23 protein-coding genes and 1 rRNA gene are annotated in these 23,817 nt (G+C 33.4%); all 24 read right to left on the reverse strand.

Annotation, left to right across the window (positions count from 1 at the left end; all coding sequences use genetic code 11):
* Nucleotides 1-98 (reverse strand): 5S ribosomal RNA (rrf, locus tag CD129_RS01730); the annotation flags it as partial.
* 290 nt (nucleotides 99-388) lie between these two features.
* On the reverse strand, nucleotides 389-1,876 hold the full coding sequence (lysS, locus tag CD129_RS01735) for a lysine--tRNA ligase (RefSeq protein ID WP_078358359.1): 1,488 nt from the start codon (nucleotides 1,874-1,876) through the stop codon (nucleotides 389-391).
* Between the two features lie 125 nt (nucleotides 1,877-2,001).
* Nucleotides 2,002-2,490: a 2-amino-4-hydroxy-6-hydroxymethyldihydropteridine diphosphokinase gene (folK, locus tag CD129_RS01740; protein ID WP_115337871.1), complete on the reverse strand. Its 489-nt coding sequence runs from the start codon at nucleotides 2,488-2,490 to the stop codon at nucleotides 2,002-2,004.
* Nucleotides 2,491-2,850, reverse strand: a complete 360-nt coding sequence (gene folB, locus CD129_RS01745) for a dihydroneopterin aldolase (protein WP_078358361.1) — start codon at nucleotides 2,848-2,850, stop codon at nucleotides 2,491-2,493.
* Nucleotides 2,843-3,634: a dihydropteroate synthase gene (gene folP, locus CD129_RS01750; RefSeq protein WP_107509491.1), complete on the reverse strand. Its 792-nt coding sequence runs from the start codon at nucleotides 3,632-3,634 to the stop codon at nucleotides 2,843-2,845. The genes folB and folP overlap by 8 nt, the downstream gene beginning before the upstream one ends.
* Nucleotides 3,635-3,774: 140 nt before the next feature.
* Nucleotides 3,775-4,704 (reverse strand): cysteine synthase A, encoded by a 930-nt coding sequence (gene cysK / locus CD129_RS01755; protein ID WP_115337872.1) that lies wholly within the window; start codon nucleotides 4,702-4,704, stop codon nucleotides 3,775-3,777.
* A gap of 97 nt (nucleotides 4,705-4,801) precedes the next feature.
* Nucleotides 4,802-5,680, reverse strand: a complete 879-nt coding sequence (gene hslO, locus CD129_RS01760) for an Hsp33 family molecular chaperone HslO (RefSeq protein ID WP_115337873.1) — start codon at nucleotides 5,678-5,680, stop codon at nucleotides 4,802-4,804.
* A 63-nt stretch (nucleotides 5,681-5,743) separates the two neighbouring features.
* Nucleotides 5,744-7,852, reverse strand: a complete 2,109-nt coding sequence (gene ftsH / locus CD129_RS01765; RefSeq protein WP_107509489.1) for an ATP-dependent zinc metalloprotease FtsH — start codon at nucleotides 7,850-7,852, stop codon at nucleotides 5,744-5,746.
* A 92-nt stretch (nucleotides 7,853-7,944) separates the two neighbouring features.
* Nucleotides 7,945-8,481 carry a hypoxanthine phosphoribosyltransferase gene (gene hpt, locus CD129_RS01770; RefSeq protein WP_078358365.1) on the reverse strand — a complete coding sequence of 179 codons (537 nt, stop codon included), beginning with the start codon at nucleotides 8,479-8,481 and terminating at the stop codon, nucleotides 7,945-7,947.
* Nucleotides 8,474-9,745: a tRNA lysidine(34) synthetase TilS gene (gene tilS, locus CD129_RS01775; RefSeq protein ID WP_115337874.1), complete on the reverse strand. Its 1,272-nt coding sequence runs from the start codon at nucleotides 9,743-9,745 to the stop codon at nucleotides 8,474-8,476. Before tilS ends, hpt begins: the two co-directional genes overlap by 8 nt.
* An 87-nt stretch (nucleotides 9,746-9,832) precedes the next feature.
* Nucleotides 9,833-10,216 carry a S1 domain-containing RNA-binding protein gene (locus CD129_RS01780; protein WP_078358367.1) on the reverse strand — a complete coding sequence of 128 codons (384 nt, stop codon included), beginning with the start codon at nucleotides 10,214-10,216 and terminating at the stop codon, nucleotides 9,833-9,835.
* 83 nt (nucleotides 10,217-10,299) lie between these two features.
* The gene (locus tag CD129_RS01785) at nucleotides 10,300-10,683 is read right to left on the reverse strand and encodes an FtsB family cell division protein (protein ID WP_115337875.1); all 384 of its coding nucleotides are present in this window, start codon (nucleotides 10,681-10,683) and stop codon (nucleotides 10,300-10,302) included.
* 16 nt (nucleotides 10,684-10,699) lie between these two features.
* The gene (locus CD129_RS01790) at nucleotides 10,700-10,966 is read right to left on the reverse strand and encodes an RNA-binding S4 domain-containing protein (protein WP_078358369.1); all 267 of its coding nucleotides are present in this window, start codon (nucleotides 10,964-10,966) and stop codon (nucleotides 10,700-10,702) included.
* Complete coding sequence (locus CD129_RS01795) at nucleotides 10,963-12,129, reverse strand: MazG nucleotide pyrophosphohydrolase domain-containing protein (RefSeq protein WP_078358370.1); 1,167 nt, start codon at nucleotides 12,127-12,129, stop codon at nucleotides 10,963-10,965. Before CD129_RS01795 ends, CD129_RS01790 begins: the two co-directional genes overlap by 4 nt.
* 7 nt (nucleotides 12,130-12,136) lie before the next feature.
* Complete coding sequence (locus CD129_RS01800) at nucleotides 12,137-13,648, reverse strand: polysaccharide biosynthesis protein (RefSeq protein ID WP_256681888.1); 1,512 nt, start codon at nucleotides 13,646-13,648, stop codon at nucleotides 12,137-12,139.
* Nucleotides 13,632-17,141 (reverse strand): transcription-repair coupling factor, encoded by a 3,510-nt coding sequence (gene mfd / locus CD129_RS01805; protein ID WP_107509487.1) that lies wholly within the window; start codon nucleotides 17,139-17,141, stop codon nucleotides 13,632-13,634. The genes CD129_RS01800 and mfd overlap by 17 nt, the downstream gene beginning before the upstream one ends.
* Nucleotides 17,138-17,710, reverse strand: coding sequence for an aminoacyl-tRNA hydrolase (pth, locus tag CD129_RS01810; protein ID WP_107509486.1), 573 nt, complete (start codon nucleotides 17,708-17,710; stop codon nucleotides 17,138-17,140). The genes mfd and pth overlap by 4 nt, the downstream gene beginning before the upstream one ends.
* Before the next feature lie 131 nt (nucleotides 17,711-17,841).
* Nucleotides 17,842-18,486: a 50S ribosomal protein L25/general stress protein Ctc gene (locus CD129_RS01815; protein WP_115337876.1), complete on the reverse strand. Its 645-nt coding sequence runs from the start codon at nucleotides 18,484-18,486 to the stop codon at nucleotides 17,842-17,844.
* A gap of 130 nt (nucleotides 18,487-18,616) precedes the next feature.
* Entirely contained in the window at nucleotides 18,617-19,579 is a 963-nt protein-coding gene (locus CD129_RS01820) for a ribose-phosphate diphosphokinase (RefSeq protein ID WP_078358395.1), read from the reverse strand.
* 46 nt (nucleotides 19,580-19,625) lie between these two features.
* Nucleotides 19,626-20,984 carry a bifunctional UDP-N-acetylglucosamine diphosphorylase/glucosamine-1-phosphate N-acetyltransferase GlmU gene (glmU, locus tag CD129_RS01825; protein ID WP_115337877.1) on the reverse strand — a complete coding sequence of 453 codons (1,359 nt, stop codon included), beginning with the start codon at nucleotides 20,982-20,984 and terminating at the stop codon, nucleotides 19,626-19,628.
* A gap of 211 nt (nucleotides 20,985-21,195) precedes the next feature.
* Complete coding sequence (gene spoVG / locus CD129_RS01830; RefSeq protein WP_115337878.1) at nucleotides 21,196-21,558, reverse strand: septation regulator SpoVG; 363 nt, start codon at nucleotides 21,556-21,558, stop codon at nucleotides 21,196-21,198.
* Between the two features lie 60 nt (nucleotides 21,559-21,618).
* A complete protein-coding gene (locus CD129_RS01835; protein WP_078358376.1) occupies nucleotides 21,619-21,993 on the reverse strand; it encodes a RidA family protein in 375 nt (124 codons plus the stop codon).
* A gap of 17 nt (nucleotides 21,994-22,010) precedes the next feature.
* Nucleotides 22,011-22,835: a pur operon repressor gene (purR, locus tag CD129_RS01840; RefSeq protein WP_078358377.1), complete on the reverse strand. Its 825-nt coding sequence runs from the start codon at nucleotides 22,833-22,835 to the stop codon at nucleotides 22,011-22,013.
* A gap of 70 nt (nucleotides 22,836-22,905) precedes the next feature.
* Nucleotides 22,906-23,754, reverse strand: coding sequence for a 4-(cytidine 5'-diphospho)-2-C-methyl-D-erythritol kinase (gene ispE, locus CD129_RS01845; RefSeq protein WP_078358378.1), 849 nt, complete (start codon nucleotides 23,752-23,754; stop codon nucleotides 22,906-22,908).
* Nucleotides 23,755-23,817: the final 63 nt, after the last annotated feature.

Here is a 23,817-nt window from a genome sequence, read left to right on the forward strand (position 1 = left end):
TCTCGCGGAACGTAAGCCCAACTACCATCGGCGCTAAAGAGCTTAACTTCTGTGTTCGGCATGGGAACAGGTGTGACCTCTTTGCTATCGCCACCAGACAATGTTGTTTCGTTTTTGTCTTACCTTATATATTATAAAGAACTCGACAAGGCTTTTCAATAGTAAATTTTACACCTTATTAACTTTCTTTACAAACATCTCGAATTGATATGCGCCTTGTTTTCAGCGACCTTTATATAATACCTAATTTCCATCCTTTCGTCAACACTTTCAATCAAATTATTATAACTTTTTTTACAAAAGCTTTCATATCAGCGTTTTAAGTTATTATTTTTAAAACAAAAAAGCGTGGTCAGCTTAATGCTGAACCACACCTTTTTATTAAACATTATTTTTGTCTCATATATGGGAACAATAAAACATCTCTTATAGATGCAGAATTTGTTAATAACATAACAAGACGATCAATACCAATACCTAGTCCACCTGTAGGAGGCATACCATATTCTAAAGCTTCTATGAAATCATCATCCATTTCGTGAGCTTCATCATTACCTTGATCTTTTTCTTTCATTTGAGCTTCAAATCTTTCACGTTGATCAATAGGATCATTTAATTCAGTAAATGCATTAGCGTGCTCTCGTCCTACAATAAATAATTCAAAACGATCAGTGAATCTTGGATCTTCAGGATTTTTCTTAGCTAATGGTGAGATCTCAATAGGATGTCCATAAATAAATGTAGGTTGTATTAATTTTTCTTCTACTCTTTGTTCAAAGAATTCATTAAGGATATGACCATATGTCATACGACCTTCTACTTCAATATTATGTTCTTTAGCAAGTGCATGTGCTTCTTCATCAGACTTAACTTCATAGAAATCGACGCCTGTATATTCTTTTACTGCGTCAACCATATGCCATCTTCTCCATTTTGGAGCTAAATCAATCGATTCTTCTCCGTATTGAACAGTAGTTGATCCTAATACTTTTTCAGCGATAGAAGCTACCATTGATTCAGTAAGGTCCATAATATCATTGTAATCTGCATATGCTTCGTATAATTCAATCATAGTAAACTCAGGATTATGTCTTGTAGATACACCTTCATTACGGAATACTCTACCAATTTCATATACTTTCTCTAAGCCACCAACAATTAATCGTTTCAAGTGCAATTCAATAGCAATTCTCATGTATAAAGTCGCATCTAGAGCGTTGTGATGTGTTACGAAAGGTCGTGCTGAAGCGCCACCAGCTATTTGGTGCATCATTGGTGTTTCTACTTCTAAGAATCCTTTAGTGTTTAAGTAGTTTCTCATTTCTTGAATGATTTGACTTCTTGTAATGAATGTTTTAGTTGATTCTTCACTAGTAATTAAATCTAAATAACGTTGGCGATAACGTTGCTCTATATCTTGTAAACCATGATATTTATCTGGTAAAGGGCGTAAAGACTTAGTTAAAACAGTAAATTCTTTTGCTTTAACAGACAGTTCTCCAGTGTTTGTTTTGAACATCACACCTTTTACGCCTACTATATCTCCTAAATCTGCATGATTCCAAATTTCAAATTGATCATCACCTATTTGGTCTTTACGAACATAAATTTGAATTTGACCAGTAATATCTTTAACATGAGCAAATCCAGCTTTACCTTTACCTCTTTTAGTCATTAAACGACCTGCTATAGCTACTGCTGAGCCTTCTTCTTTATCGTGAAGCTCTTCTTTACTAAACTGATCCCATTCTTCGTGTAAAGTTACTGAATCACCGCTTCTAACAAATTTCTCGCCAAACGGATCGATTCCTAAATCTCTTAACTCTTGTAATTTTTCTCTACGAACCAACATTTGGTCATTCATTTCTTCTGACATGATATTCCACTCCTTATTTAAATTGCACTTAGTTCTACTTATTCTTTCATTACTTTCAAAAATCGTTCAAGAACATCTACTAATTCATCTCTTGTTTCTGTTTGTTTATTTGCTTTTCACACATTTTAACTTTCCTCATTCTTATACTTTACTACTTGTTCGTCGTTTAGCAATAGTTCCCATATATATTTCTTGGAAATTGGTTCAACAACATCTGAGGCGATATCGTTAAGTGGTACCATTACAAATGCTCTCTCTGTAATTCTTGGATGTGGTACTTCTAGGTCTGGTGATTGAATAACGGATTGATCATATAATAAAATGTCTATATCAATTGTACGAGGCCCCCATCTTTCTACTCTAACTCGATGGAGCTGTTGCTCAACCATCATACAAACTTTTAATAACTCTGATGATTCCAATTCAGTTGAGATTTCAATACACATGTTCAAAAAATCAGGTTGTTCTGTGTATCCTACTGGTTTTGTTTCGTATATCGGGGATTTCTGGATAACTTCAATACCATTAACTTCATTAAGTAATTTAATCGCTTCTTCTAATTGAAGTTCTCTATCTCCCATATTACTTCCTAAACCTAAATATGCGGTGTGCATTTATCTCTTCCTCACTATCTCAATACCTACACCTTCATAATGACCAGGTATCGGCGGATTATTTTTAGTAATCTTAACTTTGGTTTCCAATACTCGATTATAGTGCGAAAAGACTTGTTTTGCAATATGTTCTGCGAGATGTTCAATTAATTGTACGGGTTTACCTTCCATAATTTCTTTAACTAATTCAAACACTTCTCCGTAATGAACAGTCTTTTCAAGGTCGTCAGTTTCACCAGCTTCGGATAAATCTAAAAATAGTTCTAAGTCCACTAAAAATATTTGTCCTAATTCATTTTCCGCTTCGAACGCTCCATGATATCCATAAAAAGACATACCTTTTAATATAATTCTATCCATTAATTCGAATCTCCTTTAAAGTATCAATCGTCTGGGCAATTCTTTTGTTCATTTGTACATTATGTACTCTAACTGCATGTACCCCTTTTTCAATACCATATGCAGTTGTTGCTGCTGTACCTTCATCGCGCTCATCAACACTACTATTGCCACCTAATAAATCATTAATTAATCTTTTACGACTTGTCGCAAGTAATACATTATATCCTGTAGCAACTAATTCATCTAAACGGGACATAACGATACGTTCTTCTTCTCTAGTTTTCGCAAACCCTATCCCTGGATCTAACCATATATTTTTTCCATGGATACCAGCAATTTCAGCTTGATTCGCTTGTTTTAATAATGAAAGTAATAGTTCTTCCATAACAGGCTGTTCTCTTTTTCCATCACCATTATGCATAAGTACAATTTCAGCATTGTATTCAGCTACAACATTTAAAATTTCAGGGTCATATAAACCGGCCCACTGATCATTTATCATTGTTACGCCTCTCTTCAATGACTCTTCAGCAACTTTACTTCTATATGTATCCACTGAAAGTTGAACATCTAAGTCACTTAGCGCTTCTATAACCGGAATTACTCTGTTGAGTTCTTCTTCTAAACTTACTTCTGTATACCCAGGTCTAGTAGATACACCACCAATATCTATAATATCAGCACCCTCTGAAATGAGTTTTTCTGCGTGTTCTCTCGCCTTTTCAACACTATTATACGAACCACCATCTGAAAATGAATCTGGGGTAACATTCAAAATACCCATGATTTTTGTGTTATTCAAAATAGTCTTCCTTCCTTTTTCTTAGATAATACTTATTATAACAAATTTAAAAAATCACGCCTAAATGAAATAACTTATATAAGTTATTTCATTACAGACGTGATACTTAATACTTAATACTTATGCTTTATTCTAAATCATTAGTCTTCAAAAGCATATAAAGGTGTAGATAGGTAACGTTCACCATTACTTGGTAATACTGTTACAACTGTTTTACCTTTACCTAAATCTTTAGCCTTTTTCAATGCTGCTACAATTGCAGCTCCTGAAGAAATACCGCCAAGAATCCCTTCTTCTTTAGCAACTTTTCTAGACATTTCCATTGCTTCTTCGTTTCCAACTTTTATAACATCGTCATAAACGTCAGTATTTAAAGTGTCAGGTACGAATCCAGCACCTAAACCTTGTAGTTTATGAGGTCCAGGGTTTCCACCACTTAAGATTGCTGAAGCTTCTGGCTCAATTGCTACAATTTGTATTTCAGGGTATTTTTCTTTCAGTACTTTACCAGCTCCTGATAAAGTTCCTCCAGTACCAACTCCTGCTAAGAAAGCATCAACTTGAACGCCTTCAAATTGTTCTACAATTTCAGGACCAGTAGTTAACTCATGGACTTTAGGATTTGCTGGGTTCTCAAATTGTTGTGGTTCAAAGTAACCTTTTTCGTCTTTAAGTTCTTTAGCTTTTTTAATTGCACCCTTCATACCTTCTGCTCCAGGTGTTAATACTAATTCAGCACCGTAAGCTTTTAATAATGCACGACGTTCGCTACTCATTGTATCTGGCATAACAAACACTGCTTTATAACCTTTAGCAGCTGCAACCATCGCTAAACCTATCCCCGTATTACCTGAAGTAGGTTCAATAATAGTGTCACCTGGTTTGATTTTTCCTTCTTTTTCAGCAGCTTCTATCATAGCTAAACCAATTCTATCTTTAACCGAACTACCTGGGTTTTGATATTCTAATTTAACGTAAACATCTGCTGAACCATCTTCAACGACATTGTTTAATTTAACTACAGGCGTATCACCTATTAATTCTACAATATTATTTACTCTTTTAGCCATTTATACTTCACTCCTAAACAGTATTTTATACCTTAGTTCATTTATCGGATATATTAATTATAACAAACCTTCATATAAAGTGAAAGTATTTACTAGATTAAAGTGCATTTTTAAGTGCGATTAAATCATCTTCGCTATATTGATATTTCGTTCTACAGAAATGACATTCTGCTTCTGCTCCATGGTCTTCTTCTATCATTGCATCTATTTCAGCTTCACCAAGACCTTTAATAGCATTTAAAAATTTCTCACTTGAACAATTACATTTAAAATCTATATCCATATTATTAATAAATCTTGTATTTTCTTTTCCTAATACTGTTTCAATTATTTCTTCTGGTGATAAACCTCTATCTATTAATTTAGATACTGGTTCCATTTGATTTATTTTTTCTTCAATTGCTGAAACCGTTTCTTCAGATGCTCCTGGCATTAGCTGAATAATAAATCCACCAGCAGCTTTAATAGAATTGTCTGGATTAACTAGTACCCCAAGTCCAACTGCTGAAGGAACTTGCTCACTTGTAACAAAGTAGTAAGTAAAGTCTTCGCCTAATTCTCCAGAGACAATTGGAGTAGAGCCAGTAAAGTAGTCTTTTAATCCAATATCTTTAACGACATTTAGCATACCTTCTGTTCCAACTGCACGTCTCACATCCAATTTTCCTTGTTCATTTAACGGGAAATGCGTTTGTGGATTTTGAACATATCCTCTTACTTCACCTTTACCATTGGCATCGACCATAATTTTACCAATTGGTCCACCGCCATCAATAGTTATTGTTAATTTTTCTTCATTTTTCAACATTGAACCCATCATTACGCCCGCTGTCATTGATCTACCTAATGCAGCAGAAGCTGTTGGCCAAGTATAATGGCGAGTTTGTGCCTCTTGTACGGTATTTGTTGTTTTTACAGCAAAAGCTCTAACTTCATCATTAAAAGCTAAGCCTCTTACTAAATAATCTTGTGTCATATTTATACTCCTTCTTTAAAAAAAGCCCCTCTCAATCAATGCATTGAAAGGGACTTTGTGAAATTATTCTTTACGATCCGTCGGCTTGTTGTCACCTAGGTCATCAATATTTGGCTTTTCTTCGTGAGCAGGCTCATCTGATTTGTCATCTAAATCTGTATCTTCATTTGTTTCTTCATGAGATACTTCATCTTTAACTTCATCATAAGATTTACCAACTTCTTTGTCTTCAATATCTAATGTACCTTCTTGTTTTGTTAAGTCACCTTCATATTTGTCTTCATCTGAATCATTTTTTTGCTCAAGATGAGAATCATCATATTTAACTTCTGGTAACTTACCTTCTTTGAATAATGATTGAATTTGTTCAGCCACTAATGTTTCTTCAACTAATAAAGTTTTAGCGATTAATTCTAATTGTGATTTGTGTTCAGTTAGAATTTGTTTACAACGTTCGTATTGTTCTTTAATAATACGTTGTATTTCTGAATCAATTTCATACGCAATTTGATCTGAATAATTTGGTTCAGATTGCATATCTTTACCTAAGAATACTTGTCCACTATCAGAGCTACCAAATTGTAATGGGCCAATTTTTTTACTCATACCATATTCAGTAACCATCTTACGTGCAATACCAGTTGCACGTTGGAAGTCGTTATGCGCACCAGTTGATGCTTCTCCAAAGTTAATTTCTTCAGATACACGTCCACCAAGTAAACCAACGATTTTATCTAAAAGTTCTGGTTCAGTCATAAAGTAACGATCTTCTTTAGGAAGCATCATAGCATAACCGCCAGCTTGGCCACGTGGCACAATTGTAACTTTATGAACCATTTCAGCTTCATCTAGTACACAACCGATAATCGTATGACCAGCTTCATGGTAAGCAACAATATTTTTTTCTTTTTCAGAAATCATTCTTGTTTTCTTAGCTGGACCTGCAATAACTCTATCTGTTGCTTCTTCTATATCTCTCATGTCAATTTTAGTTTTATCAGAACGAGCTGCTACTAATGAAGCTTCGTTTAATAAGTTTTCTAAATCTGCACCAGAGAACCCTGGTGTTCTTTGAGATATTGCTTTTAAGTCTACTGTTTCATCTAATGGTTTATTACGAGCATGCACTTTAAGTACTGCCTCACGTCCTCTAACATCTGGACGTCCCACTTGAATTTGTCTATCGAAACGACCTGGACGTAATAACGCTGGGTCTAAAATGTCAGGACGGTTTGTTGCAGCAATCATAATGATTCCTTCATTTTCACCGAATCCATCCATTTCTACTAATAATTGGTTCAGCGTTTGTTCACGTTCGTCGTGACCACCGCCAACACCAGCTCCACGTTGACGACCAACTGCATCAATTTCATCAATAAAGATGATACATGGGGCATTTTTCTTAGCATTTTCAAACAAGTCACGTACACGACTTGCACCGACACCAACGAACATCTCAACGAAGTCAGAACCACTTATTGAGAAGAATGGTGTTCCAGCTTCACCCGCTACTGCTCTAGCAAGTAATGTTTTACCTGTACCTGGAGGACCAACAAGTAAAACACCTTTTGGAATTCGTGCACCCATTTTTTTGAATTTACGATTATCTTTAAGGAAATCGACAATTTCTACTAATTCTTGTTTCTCTTCATCAGCACCTGCTACATCAGAGAATCTAACACGTTTCTTCTGGTTATCATAAAGTTTAGCTTTTGATTTACCAAAGTTCATTACTCGGCCGCCGCCACCGCCGCCGCCTTGCATTTGGCTTAAGAAGAATATGAATAAAAATGCAATAATTAAAACAGGTATAAGTGTTGTTAATACACTAACAAAGACACTTTGTTTTTCTTCTTCTTTAACATTAAATTTTAAATCATCTTGTTTTTCGGCAGTATCAGTAATTTTTTTCAAATCATCTTGGTTGTTAAACAAAACTGAAGATGTATATGTTTCATCTTTACCATCTTTTAATTCGCCGCTAACCATATACACATTCTGTTCAGGTTGTATAGTTAACGTTTTTAAATCGCCTTTTTCAAGCTTCGTCATAAACTCATTATATGTAAGCTGTTTTGGTGATTGTCCATTGCCATTAATGAACTGGAAAACACCAAAAAGGACGATAGCTAAAAGCGCGATCATTAATATATTTCGAAAAGCTTTTTGCATTCAATTTGTCCTCCTACTCAATTAATAAAACTAACAAAAATTTTACCATATTTGTAATTTCTTACGCTAGTAATTAACCTTAACGATATACATCATTGATATATTTCAGGTTTAAGCGTTCCAATATAAGGTAAGTTACGATATCTCTCTGCAAAATCAAGTCCGTATCCTACTACAAATTCATCAGGAATTTTTTCTCCAACATATTTAGCTTCAATATCCACTTTACGCTTCATCGGTTTATCTAGCAATGTTACAATCTCAATAGAATTAACATTTCTATATTTTAATAAATCGACTATTGAATTTAATGTCGTACCAGTTTCTAGAATATCTTCAATGATGATGACATCTCTATTTTCTACTGAAGTACTCAAATCTTTTAATATTTTTACTTCTCCCGTTGATTCAGTACCTCCATGATAACTAGATACATCCATAAAATCTAATTCTACATGTGTATCAATGCATTTTATTAAGTCAGCCATAAACATGATTGAACCTTTTAAAATACCTATACATATAGGTGTCTTTCCATTATAATCTTCAGTGATTTGCTTTCCTAATGTTTTGCATCTTTCTTGAATCTGTTCCTCTGATAAAACAACAGACTTAATCGAATCATTCATTAAAGTCATCTCCAATATAAGTAATAGTTAATGCGTTTTTAAAGTTAGAATCCATCCAAAAGTCACCAATTGCAATAATATCATCACCATATAAAATAATCGGACAATTGTTTCTCTTATGTATGTCAATCTTATGATCAATCATGATTCTATTAACTTTTTTGTGATGTTTATTTCCCCGGTTATAATACTGAACACGATCTCCAGACAGTCTCTTTCTTATAAATAAAGGCGATGCTATGTCGTTCGCTTCAATTAACCAATTCCCAAATACATATTGCTCGTTACGATTTATAAATTTAGAATTTACATTGAACTCAATATCTTCACATAGTAATAATTTATCATATGCTACTATAAACTGCCAATCATCAGATATATGAAATATAGATTGTTTTTCAAAATTCTCAAATATACCTATCCATTCTTTGTATGCTTTAACACTGAAACGTTGTTGTATATATGATTCTAACAATTGATCTAACACTTCTATCTTAACTAAGTGATTTAAACGATTAAATGCATTTCTGTTAATCACAACTTTATTTAGCTGCTGAACTTCAGTACTTATAAATAACTTAGCTTGCTCAACTATTAAACTTCTTGCATCATTCATCCATTGATTTAAATCGAGTAAATGGTCTGTTGACAACTCTTCACGTTGTTGAATAACAGGCAAGATTTTGTTGCGTATATAATTGCGTGTATATTTAGTGTCTTTATTAGAATCATCTTCAAAATAACGGAATGCAAATTCTTCATGATATTTAACTAATGATGATTTAGGTAAATTTAAAAATGGTCTACATATGATGTAATCTTTTCTTTCTTGAACTTGCTCAATTCCTAAAGAGGCACGACCAATTCTTCCAGTAAACAATCGATAAGTAATTGTTTCTTTTTGATCGTCCAAGTGATGTGCAGTCAACAACACATCGCTCTGAGTTTGTTTCATCATTTCATCAAACCACTCATATCTCATTTTTCTAGATACATCTTGAATGCTTTTCTCACGATTCACAACTTCGCTTAAATCTAAAGTTTTAATATATATTTCAATATCCCGTTCTTTACAAAAACGTTCAATAAATGCTGCTTCTTCTTTCGATGCTTCTCTTAAACCATGATTAACATGAAAACAAATTAAATTATGATATGTGTGCTTATAAGTCGTATTTAACATGTGTAATAGTGACATACTATCTATTCCTGTTGAAACAGCCAATGCTAAATTATCATTTTTATTCCAAGTTATATCGAGCATTGTTACACACCTCAATTTCAAAAATTCACTTGATCTTTTCAAAATAAAAAGAGGCTCAACTAATTAGCCTCTTTTTATTATAATTAATTATCGTTTTGCACCTTTACCACCGCGACGTGATTCAGTTTGTCTTTTAATAGACGTCAACTTATCTTCACTATCTTTCAAAAAGTTTGATAATTTCTTCTCAAAGTCTTCAGGCTTTGGTTCTTTCTTAGGCGCTTGACGCTTTGGACGTTCTTTAGCCTTTTTAATTGATAAACTTATTTTACCATCATCAGCCACTGTTAATACTTTTACTTCTACTTCGTCGCCTACAGTTAAATGGTCATTCACGTTCTCGACGTAGTTATCAGCCACTTCACTGATATGCACAAGGCCACTTTTACCTTCAGGTAATTCTACAAATGCACCAAAATTCTTAATACCTGTAACTTTCCCTTTGACTTTATTGCCTACTTCAATTGACATATTATTACTGTATCCTCCTGATATAATTTCACTTTAACCTTATTATATGCTTCTATACAAAATTATACAACGTCATATATAGATTATTTGTCTTTTTCCGATTGTTTTTTTTCATCTGGTAATTTAAATATTATTTCGCCATCATTACTTAAGAAATATTCACTTCTTGCAAGCTTCTCAATATACTCTTTATCATTAAGGCGTTTAATTTGTTCTTTAAGTTCTATTTCCTTATCCTGTAACTTTTCATAAGTTACAGCTTTATCTTTACGTTCTTGCACTAATTCATCATTACGATTTTTTTGAAGGACTAACATAATAACCATAACAAGAATAATAAACAATAACACTCCACCAAATAAGGTCAGTCTCTTTCGTACCACTTGGCGCGTTTTATTGACAGTCTTCTTCTTTTTATTTTGTGACTGCGTAAATTCATTGTCTAGATTTTTAATTTTTTGCGCCATATACGTACCTCCTTATTTATATAGAATCTTGTATTTTTTCTTCTTTGATTACTTCAAACATCGTCTTAGCATTTTCCTTATTTGCATGTTCTGACAATCCTGTTACTTTAACTACAATAATTCTGTTTCCAAGTCGAATTTCTAATTCGTCTTCTACACTTACAGTTGTCCCTGCTTTAGCAGTCTGACCATTCACTTTAACTCTACCTTGGTCACTGACTTCTTTTGCAAGTGTACGACGTTTAATTAATCGAGATACTTTTAAATACTTATCTAATCTCAAATTGTTAAGTCTCCTTTATTTATAAATTCTTTTAGTTCATCTTCACTAAGACCCTCTAATTTGGTTTTATCATACAACTTCAAAAAGTAATCAGCAAATATTTTTTCTAGTTTTTCTCGTTTCACTTTACCTTCTTTTAACTTTTCGCTTTGCCAAATTTGATTAAGATCTTCGATATTCTTTGCTTCTTTATTCCCAAAAACATGAGGGTGTCTACGAATCATTTTACTAGTGAGTTCTTGTACAACTTCTCTAACGTCAAAGTAGCCTTCTTTTTTACCAATAGAAGCGTGTAACATGACTTGCAGTAAAACATCTCCGAGTTCTTCTATAATGTGATCAATGTCTTCTTCGTCAATTGCTTCAATCAATTCAAATGATTCTTCAATTATATAACGTTTTAACGTTTCATGTGTTTGTACTTTATCCCACGGACAACCATCTTCAGATACAAGTGTATCGATAGTTTGTTCTAAATATTGGAAGTCATTGTACATTTGTTGTTGTTCTGAAATCTTTGGCACAAATAAACTCGTTAAGTTAGATAGTTCAGCGTGATGATCCATTTCATATAGAGGACAAGTTATAACATCCGCCACACCAAGTCTAGCATTAGATACTAACTTCACTGGATGTTCATCAGGATATCTTTCCATTAAAGTGACTTTAATATCAGAAGCCACAAGTTGGTCGTAAACTTGCGTAATAATCGTATTTGTTCTCACATTCAATGTAGTATCTTCCAAATTAGTTCCATCTAATAAAGTAAAGCCATCGTTTGGATCGATATTAACAGCTCTAAACATATCATCTAAAAAGCTTTTACCACCAAGAATTTTAACATCCGGATATCTTTCTATAAGAAGTTGAGTTGTTGTTTCTGCCACCATAGGATCACCTGGTACGGCATAAATAACATCTTCAGTGTCAGCTTTTTTAATTAAAGTGTCCACAATTTCTTCATATACAGTTATAAAATCTGCATGTTTTTCATAAACACTATCAAAACCTTGCCACTTTAAATCAGTTAATTCTTTTATTACTGGATGTTCCAGTGTTCTTGCATATACTGTGTCAGCAGACTGAAGCTTGCGATAAACACCCATAGGCAATTCATCAATACTATAATTACCTAAGCCAACAACTATAATTTGTTGCGCCATGATTTAATTACTCCTTTATTATTTTATCCATTAAAGGTAAATGTTTCCATTCATCTTTTATTAATATTTTCATTTTTATTATACCTATTATGACTATAGTTACGCCAACAATACCCGCCAAAATCATTAAAAGTAGACTCGTTAATCTTGATGTAGTATGTATCAGTAATATCGTTTGCACAATTACTGACATAATTATTAAAAGAGATATGACTTTAAATATAAATAATCCCATACTTTGGAATCGATAAAGTTTCATTACAAACACATGCAAGACTAACGTGTATATCGCTAGCGAAAGCACCGTCGACAAACTTGCACCCAATATACCAAAATTCAAGACAAAGATATAATTGCCAATTATTTTCGAAATAAGGCCAATTAATAGCGCTGAAAATAATACGCCTCTTTTTAGCTTCACTTGTAGTAAAGCAGTATACATAATGATAAAAGTAACAAATACAACAGCAAGCATAAAGACACTTAATGTCCCTATCAATTCATTTGTTTTAAAGAACACTGTATTAAGTAATGGTAATAAATTTATTAAACCAATAGCTGCTGCCATACTAAACAGCACAGTTATTTTTAAAGAAGTATTAGCATATTCATTTACAAGTTTATTGTTTTTCTTTTGCAGTTGATCCGTTAATAACGGAATTAGAACAAAGCTAAAAGTTGTCGTGATTATTAGCCCCATCTGTATAAGAGAAGCACCTCTATCAAAAATACCTTTTACTTTTATACTTTCATGAAAAGTATATCCCGTGTCTTGAAGTAAATTGACGAGCGTAAATGAATCAACAATTTGCCACAAAATAAGTATTAAATAAGAAATTGCATACAAAACAGTCATAGTTATGATATTTTTAGTATCTTTCATCTTTATTTCCCAGGAAAACTGTAATTTTGGTTTTCTTTTAAACAAGAAATATATAACAACGCAAATTAGTCCTAAGACAGATCCAGCAATAGCTAACGTACCAGCTTGATAAATAGATATATCCATCGTTATAAAGATGATGATTGCAATTAGTATGATACCAACTCTTAGCACTTGATCAATTACTTGAGATACTGCTATATAATTCATATTATGATTCATTTGATAATATCCACGAACCATTGAAATAAAAACGAGTGGTAACATCGCTAAACTTGCCATTCGAATCATAGGTGTTAAGTTCGCATCACCCATCAATTCGCTAATAAGCTCTGCACTAAGAAATATGCCAACACCGATGACCATGCAAATAATTTGCATGAACCAGAACATCCCAACTATCTCATTATAGTTTCGTTTAATCATCCAACCACTCATTACGCTTGGTAAGGCGTTTAAACTAACTACACTCACTATCGCAACTAGAGGGTATACTTGTTGATAAGCATACAATCCTTCGTCACCTAAAATGTTTTGATAAGGCACTCTATAAATCGCACTTAATATTTTTACTATTACCATTGTACCTGTTAACAGTAATACACTATTAAAAATAGGTTTAGATTGTGTCATCATCTACCAAACTTTCATTTATCACTTTAGTTAAGAATTTCAAGTCATCTAACCATTGCTTTGTTTTTTGCAATTTAAATACCATTTGATTGTCTGCAACTGCTATTTTAAGCTTTCTACCTAGAGGTTCTGTCACTTTGAATAACACATCCCCTTTTAAATGGTTTGTAGTATATTCAGATGCGGTCAATTGTATTACTTTAACCACTTCTTTAATTTCTGTAATACCGAAGTGAATACCATTCAACCTAATTTCAACTACGTCTAAAAGTCGTTTCACTTCTATAGGATATTCGCCAAAACGATCTAATAATTCATCTTGTATATCTTCTAGCTGAGCTTGTGTAGAAATGGATCTTAACTTTTTATACATTTCAATTTTAGCTTGTTCATTCTTAATATATTCAGCCGGAATATAAGCATCTATTTTAATATCGACTTCTAATTGCGGCACTTCAGATTCAGGTTCAATACCTCGTTTCACATTAACCGCTTCTTCTAACATTTGAGAATACAGATCATAACCTACAGAATCTATAAATCCATGTTGCTGACTTCCTAAAAGATTACCAGCACCACGAATATTCAAATCACGCATTGCAATTTTAAAGCCTGAACCTAATTCAGTAAATTCTTTAATTGCTTGTAGTCTTTGTTCTGCAACTTCTGTTAATACTTTATTTTGTTCATGTAAAAAGTAAGCATATCCTATTCGACTTGAACGGCCAACTCTTCCTCGCAATTGATACAGCTGACTTAAACCAAATCTATTAGCATCTTCAATAATTAATGTATTAGCATTTGGTACATCAACACCTGTTTCAATGATTGTCGTTGTGACAAGAATATCATATTCACCATCTACAAAGTTTAGCATCGTTTCTTCTAATTCACGCTCAGACATTTGTCCATGTGCAACACCAATTCTTGCATTTGGCATTAACATAGATAATTGTTCGCTTTTTTGATAGATAGACTGCACTCTGTTATATAAGTAGAATGCTTGACCACCTCGTGAAAGTTCTCGCTCAAGCGCTTCTTTAACAAAGCTCATATTTTGTTCTAGAACATATGTCTGAACGGGAAATCTGTTTTCGGGTGGCGTTTCAATAACTGATAAATCCCTTACACCTAATAAACTCATATGCAGCGTTCTTGGTATAGGCGTTGCAGTTAAAGTAAGTACATCTACGTTTGTTTTTAATGCTTTTATACGTTCTTTATGTTTTACACCAAATCTTTGCTCTTCATCTACTACTAATAACCCTAAATCTTTATATTCCACATCTTTACTTAGTAATTTATGTGTTCCAACAACAATATCTACAAATCCTGATTTAATGCCTGCTTTCGTTTCTTTTACTTGTTTTGGCGTTCTAAATCTACTCATCATTTGTATTTCAACTGGATATTCTTGCATACGTTCTCTAAAGGTTTCAAAATGTTGCTGTGCAAGGATAGTTGTAGGCACTAAAATAGCAACTTGCTTTCCTTCCATGACAGCTTTAAAAGACGCTCTTATGGCCACTTCTGTCTTACCATAACCTACATCACCGCATAATAACCTATCCATTGGTCTTCTTTTTTCCATGTCTTCTTTGATTTCTTCTAAAGAAGTGACTTGGTCAGGCGTAGGTTCATATGGGAAGTCCATTTCAAATGTCATTTGTTCTTCTGTATCTGGCCCAAATTGATATCCTTCAACTTGTTCACGTTCTTGATATAGCTTTAATAATTCATCTGCAATATCTTCAACATTTTTTTGTACTTTCGCTTTTGTTTTTTTCCACTCAGTACCACCAAGTTTATTAACTTTCGGTTCTTTATCATCTGAACCTACGAATTTCTGTACATCATTCATTTGATCTACAGGTACAAACAATTGGTCTGTGCCTTTATATTGAATTTTAATATAGTCTTTGTGTATACCAGAAACCTCTAAAGTTTCAACACCTAAATATTTACCGACACCATGATGAACATGTACAACATAATCACCGACATTAAGCTCTTGGTAAGATTTTATTTTTTCTGCATTAGATAATTTCTGTCTTCTCTTAGATTGTTTACGTTCGCGAGCTTTGAACAATTCTTTTTCAGTGACTACCACCAAATTCATATAAGGTAGTTCAAATCCTTCTGATAAAGCACCGTCAGTTACAACAGCTTGTCCTGTTTGACCTACTTCTGTAACTCTATCGATTACTGTTGGTATGTTCATATCAGTCAGCATACTTTGAATTTTAGACTTCCTCGTTTCAGATTCAGCCAACAAGACAACAGTAAACCCTTGCTTCATAAATCGATCAAATTCAGATTGCATAATATCATACTGTCCATAAAATCTTTGTACTGGTTTACACGAAAATTTAACCATTTCTTCAATTTCTACTGGCATACTTGCCGTAAATAATGTGAAATAGGCAACTTTATGTTGATTTAACAAATCAGTAAATGCATTTTCAGAAATAAAACGTTGACCTACAAATCCTTGACCAGATTCAATTAGTGATTGCGTAAATTCTTCAATTTCAACATCTAGAGATTTCTCAGTTTCTTTAATTCGATTATATTCATCTACAACAATGCGTGCATCATCAGCTAAATAATCCGTTAAAGTGGTTATCTCATCATACATAAATGCAATAACACGTCTTAAAATTTGATGATCTTTCAATTCATCACTTTGCATCAATATATTTTGATACGTATCTTTTAAGTCAGGACGTATTTCAGTAGGTAATTTTTGACGGGTTGTTTCATAAGATTCTTCCATTCGTTCAGACAATCGATTGATTTGTTCACTAGTGAAGATATAATCACTTGCAGTCGTAATTTCTACTTGTTCTATATTATCTAAAGAACGTTGTGTTTCTACATCGAACAGTCTCATACCATCTACTTCTGTATCAAACAATTCAATACGAACTGGATCCCCAGTTACAGGATAAATATCAATTAAACCACCACGAATAGAAAACTCACCGATTGCAGAAACCAATGTTTGCCTCTTATAACCCATATCTACGAGTTGTTTAGCCCAATCATCTAAATCGATCTCGTCGCCAATTTTAATTGATTTATAATGTTCATTCCAAATATTTTTTGGCGTTAATTGTTTTTTTAGTCCATTAATGGGTACGATAAATAACCCTTTCTTGTCTTGTGCAAGCTGGGTTAATGTTCTAATTCTTTCACTCATTAAGTCTGGACTTTGTGTAGAAAATGCTTCAATCATAATATCTTGTACAGGGAATTTAAACACTTCTTCTGGAGGTAGTAATTGCAGAATATCCGCTTCTAATTTATCTGCTTGATACAAGTTGTTTGTAACTATTACTAATTGTTTATCACTTTTAATATATTGTTCTAATATAAGCAATGCTTTACTAGATTGGTTCAATCCTGTAACAAGTATATTTTTTTCTCCAAAAATTTGTTCTAAATCTTGAAAACGTTCATCTGCTTGTATGATTTCATGCATAACATGTTTCATTTTATTTCACCATTATACTGGTTCATTACATTTTGAAAAGTTTCGCCTTTAATTAACGCTTCACAAGCATCAGCTGCACGGTCAATTACTTTTTCCATTGTAATCATTTCATCATCAGAAAACTTCTGAAGTACATAACTAGGTACACTCATACCATTTGTAGGGCGATCAATTCCAATTCTTATTCTATTAAATCGATCTGTTCCTAAATGTTGAATTAATGACTTCATACCGTTATGGCCACCAGCACTTCCTTTCTGACGTAATCTCAAATGTCCTTGAGATTGGTCCATATCATCATATAGTACAACTAAATCCTCTATATCTATATTGTAATAATCCATAAGCGGTCTTACTGCCTCACCAGATAAATTCATAAAAGTCATAGGTTCAATAAGCATTACTTTTTCTCCGTTAATTAATCCTATTGTATATGCACCTTTGAATTTTTGTTTATCTATTTGTAATTGATGACGTTCCACTAGTTCATCAACTACTTCAAATCCTATATTGTGACGCGTACGGTCATATTTTTTTCCGATATTTCCAAGTCCAACAATACATTTCATGTTGTAACCTCCATATTAATACTAAGTATATATTATAGCATTTTTATGATTTATTTCATCTAACTATACTTAAATAAAAAGAAGAGGCTGAGACAATTAATTTGTCTCAGCCTCTCAAGCTATTTAGAAGCTTATTTTTCTTCTTCAGCTTCTTCTTTGTCTGCTTCTTCTTCAGCTACTGCATCTGCTTCTTCAGCTGCAGTTTCTTCAGCGTCTTCATCAGGTTCTTCTATAGGAGGAACAACTGTTACAACTGCTTCTTCTTTATCGTTTTCGATAGAATATTTTTCAGTTGCATTTAAGTCACCTACTAAGTAGCTATCACCGATACCTAATTCTGTAATATCAACTTCGATATTTTCAGGAATTGCATCTGGAGTTGTTGTTACTTGTAAGTTGAATAATGGTTGTTGAACTACGCCGCCTTCAGAAGCACCAGCTGCTTCACCTACTAATAATACAGGTACATCAACAGTTAATTCTTCTTTCATGTTGATTGCTAAGAAGTCAACATGTGTGATTTGGTTTTTAAGAGAATCATATTGATAATCTGAAACCATCACTTTGATTGATTTAGAACCAACGCCTAATTCGATAACACCGTTACGTCCAACTTCACGAATTGTTTTGATGAATTCAATTTCATCAACTTTAACAGATGTATTTTTAGCACCGTAACCGTATACTACTGCTGGAATAACACCTGAAGCTCTTAATTTACGTAAACTAGAACGAGTTTGTTTACCTTGACGGATAACTGACTTTAATGAAGTCATTATCTTTTCCACCTTTCATACTTGCGCAATATGCGCTCCTACACTCACCCATCAACATTAAATGTTGCTTGTAAGTGGTTATTTAGTCCATTAAAATGAACCGTTTGTTATTATACACGAATATTAAAAATTAATCAAATAGCACACTAACTGATTCTTGTTCATACACACGCACGATAGCTTGTGCTAATAATTCTGCTACAGATAACTCTTTAACATTGGCTGGTTTTCTATCTTCTGGCAACTGTATAGAGTTTGTAACAACTAATTCTTTAATTTGAGAACTTTCGATACGTTCTTTTGCAGGGCCAGATAATACTGGATGAGTACAACATGCGTATACTTCTTTTGCACCTTTTTTAACGAGTGCGTCAGCAGCTAAAGTGATTGTTCCAGCTGTATCAATAATATCATCGATAATGATAGCAGTCTTACCATCTATGTCCCCGACGATATTCATCACTTCTGCGACATTTGGTTTTGGACGACGTTTATCAATAATTGCTATAGGTGTTTTAAGACGGTCTGCCATTTTACGAGCTCTTGTTACTCCACCATGATCTGGTGATACAACAACTGTTGATTCAGGGTCCAAACCTTTTTCTAAGAAGTAGTTGGATAAAATTGGTACGCCCATTAAATGATCAATCGGTATATCAAAGAACCCTTGAATTTGAGGAGCATGTAAATCAAGTGCTATCATTCTACTAGCGCCAGCTTTTTCAATAATGTTTGCCACAAGTTTAGCTGTGATAGGTTCACGACTTCTTGCTTTACGATCTTGTCTAGCGTAACCATAATAAGGCATTACAATATTAATGTTTGCTGCTGATGCACGTTTACAAGCATCAATCATAATTAATAATTCCATCAAGTGTTCATTTACTGGATTTGATGTTGGTTGAATAATAAATACATCACAACCACGAATACTTTCTTCAATATTAATTTGAACCTCACCATCAGCAAATCTCTTAACTGTCGATTTCCCTAATGGAATTCCTACTAGATTTGCAACTTCTTGTGCTAAAGGCTGATTTCCTTCAAGTGAAAATATTTTTAATGAAGAGTTCTTATATTCAGTATTCAACATTTCTGTTCCTCCAATATCATTTTGACTCATTTTTTGACGGCTCCTTTTATTTCGTTTTGTAGTATCCTTGTTTTGTAGTTTGTCTAGCACGACCAAGCGCTAAACTTTCATCAGGCACATCATCTGTAATTGTTGAACCTGCTGCTATGAATGATCCATCTCCAACTTCTACTGGTGCAACTAGATTTGAATTACATCCAATAAACGCATCATCTCCTATAATGGTACGGAATTTATTAACTCCGTCATAATTAACAGTTATTGAACCACAGCCAATATTTGTTCTTTCACCTACTTCTGCATCTCCAATATAACTTAAGTGAGAAACTTTGGCGCCATCTTTCAAGACTGCTTTCTTAGTCTCTACGAAGTTACCAATTTTTGTCTCTTTACCTAACTCAGTACCCGGTCTTAATTGTGCAAAAGGTCCGACTGTAGAAAATTCACCTACAACAGAATCTGTAATCACAGATTGCTTAATTGTTGCATTATCTTTAATTGTACTATTTTTGATGTCAGAATTCATTCCAATCGCAACATTTTTTCCTATAATTGTTTTGCCAGCAATTCTTGTACCTGGTTCAACTACTGTGTCTTCACCAATCACAACGTGTTTTCCTATATAAGTTGTAGCAGGATCCACAATTGTCACACCATTTATCATATGTTGTAAATTAATACGTTCTTTCATTTTCTGCTCTGCTTTTGCTAGTTGTACTCTATCATTCACACCCATAATGCCATCTACGTCATCCGTAATGTATGCAGCCACTTTTTCATCTTCTTCTTTTAAGATTCGTATAACGTCTGGTAAATAATATTCACCTTGAGCATTATCATTTTGTACTTTTTCTAAAGTTTCGAATAATTTTTCATTATCAAATGCAAAAATCCCAGAACTAATTTCGTTTACTTCAACTTGCCCTTCTGTAGCATCTTTTTGTTCAACAATTTCTGACACTAAACCAGATTTGTCTCGAATAATCCTACCATAACCAAATGGATTACTCACTTTTGCAGATAATACAGTTGCTACAGCATTTTCATTTTCATGAAATGTTAACAGCGAGCTAATAGTCTCATCACTAATTAATGGTGTGTCACCACACACGACAATTGTTGTGCCCTTGTTATTTCCCAATATATCTTTAGCAGTTTTAACTGCATGAGCCGTTCCTAATTGTTCTTCTTGATGTACAAACTGAGATGCATGACCAATAGTATCTTTAACCTTTTCTGCTCCATGTCCAACAACTGTAACTACTGTTTCTACACCAGCATTTTTAACACTATCAATAACATGTTGAACCATTGCTTCACCAGCTATCGGGTGTAAAACTTTGTAAAGTTTAGATTTCATTCTTGTACCTTTACCAGCAGCTAATATGACTGCATATTTTTGCATTACAAATACCTCCATTTATACACACTTTATTATATTATAATTTAATTCTCATATGACTATCAAGGAAGAGTTATTTTTTAAAGAATAAATTTGTTATAAATAATTCATTTTTTTAAAATATTTTATAAAATCGCACAAAAAAACTGTCGGAAAGTCTCATACTTTTCGACAGTTTTTAACATTTCAACAAAACTATATTGTTTTGGATATGTTATTCTTCTTTTTCTTCTTTTTCTTCTTTTTCAGTTTCTGATTCTTCAGTTTCTGATTCTTCAGTTTCTGTTTCAGAATTTTCTTGAGCTGATTTTGGAATTATCACTTCATCAGTTTCATCATAAACTTTCATAACCGCTTCTTGTATTTCTTGTCTCATTTCAGAGTTAATAGGATGCGCAATATCTCTAAACTCCCCGTCAGGTGTACGTTTACTAGGCATAGCAACAAACAGTCCTGAATTTCCCTCAATTACTCTTAAATCGTGAATAACAAAGCCATCGTCTAAAGTAATTGAAACCAACGCCTTCATTCTTCCATCTGTTTGAATTTTTCTCAATCTCACATCTGTTACCTTCATGATTTGTGTGCCCCCTGTTTTGTCTATTTAAAGTAGCAGCATCATATTAATTGAAGTTAGTTATTTTATTTTTGCGATCATTTCAATCTCAACTTTTACATCTTTTGGTAAACGTGCGACTTCCACACAACTTCTAGCAGGCAAATGTTCATTAAAATACTCTCCATAAACAGAATTGATGTCTTGGAAATCATTCATATCTTTTATAAAGATTAATGATTTAACGACACTATCTAATGTAGCGCCACTTTCTTCAAGTACTATTTTTAAATTCTCAAGTACTTGCTTCGTTTGTGCTTTTACATCATCTGATACGACTTCACCTTGCTGATTTAATGGTATTTGACCTGAAGTAAATACTAAACTATCTACTACTACTGCATGGCAATATGGCCCTAATGCTTCTGGAGCGTTTGCTGCGTTAATACTTTTCATGTTGAATATCTCTCCTTTTAATTAAATCTTTTCAAACAGTTGCCTTCTTCTACTGAAAATTGTTGATTGTATTCGTCTACGTCAGATAATCTAACTAAAGATGTATAATCTTCAATCAATCGATGTTTAACTTCTTTTGATTCTACAAGTACTGATACCCCTTTTACTGTAGCCTTAAACTCATTCATCAAATTGATTACGCCATTTATAGAGCCACCTGCTCTCATGAAATCATCAACAATTAATACATTCGAATATTCAGCTAATGTTCTTTTAGATAATACCATTGTCTCAATCTTTCTCGATGAACCCGAAACGTAGTTTATCGATACTGTTGATCCTTCAGTAACTTTATTATCTTTTCTTATAACAACAACTGGCAAATTAAGTACTTTTGCAACTGCGTTAGCTAAAGAAATCCCTTTTGTCGCTATTGTAACAACCGCATCAAGTTCTTCATCCATGTACATAGTAGCAATTAATTCTCCTACTTGATTTAATAATTTAGGATTACCTACTAAATCTGACATAAATAAATATCCGCCTGGCAGCAGTCTTTCTTTCTCTTTTAGCAATTCACATAGCTTTGCTATCAATTCACGCGCTTCTTCAACATACATTTTAGGGCGATAAGTAACACCGCCACTCGCTCCTGCAGTTGTCTCAATAATACCAAGTCTTTCGGCATTAAACGTTTCTTTGATAATTTGTATGTCTTCGCTAATAGACGACTTTGCCTGACCAAAATGATTAACAAAATAAGTCAGCGGTACTAGTTCGTTCGGATGTTTCAATAAATATTGTGTCATATAAACGATTCTTTCACTTCGTTTAAAACGCATTTATAAAACCCCAATCTCTATTACGTATTTTCAAGAATAATTATACTATAATTGTACGTGTTCTACAAAATCAGCCAAGAAGACGTGCAATATAAACGTCATTACAACATCCCATTAAAGCATTGTACACTTGCTTAGCTTGTCGTTCTTTTTGCACAAAGCCGTATACAGTTGGTCCACTTCCACTCATTAGTGCAGCATCCACACCACTATTTTTCATAGTATTCTTTAGCTTCTCAACTTCGGGATATAACTTCATCGTGACCTTCTCAAGACTATTACCAAGTGTTTGGCATAGTACTCCATAATCGTTTTTTTCTAAAGCATCTCGGCAGTCTTGTGTGCGCACTTCAATCTTGTCATCCAAATTTAAAGCCCCATATATTTCAGGTGTTGATACGCCGATATCCGGTTTAGCGATAACTACCCAGGCAGAAGGTGGTTTTGGAAGGTGTGTTAATTTTTCACCTCTACCTTGGCACAATGCCGTCTTTCCATAAATACAAAAAGATATATCCGATCCAATTTCTGATGCAAGTTCACTTAAAGATTCCAGTGATTCGTTTATACCCCACAATTCATTCAAGCCTCTAAATGTTGCAGCTGCATCACTTGAACCACCTGCCAATCCTGCAGAGATAGGTATGCTTTTTTCTAATGAAATCTTCACACCTTCTTTAATATTGTATTTATCTTGCATCAATTTCGCTGCTTTATATGCTAGATTTCTGTGATCACTTGGCACGAAATTATGTTCAACATCAATTATAATTTTACCGTCATCTCTACTTTCGAAAGTCAATCGATCATTTAAATCGACTGTTGTCATTATCATCTCTACTTCATGATAACCATCATCACGTTTGTACAATGTATCTAGTGTTAAATTAATTTTTGCTGGTGCAGTCTCATAAATCATATACTTGCCCTCTCTAAAACTTATTATTATGATTTTACCATAAATAAAAGTTAGAAAGTATTA

It is taken from the genome of Mammaliicoccus fleurettii (assembly GCF_003970575.1).
Classification (GTDB): Bacteria; Bacillota; Bacilli; order Staphylococcales; family Staphylococcaceae; genus Mammaliicoccus; species Mammaliicoccus fleurettii.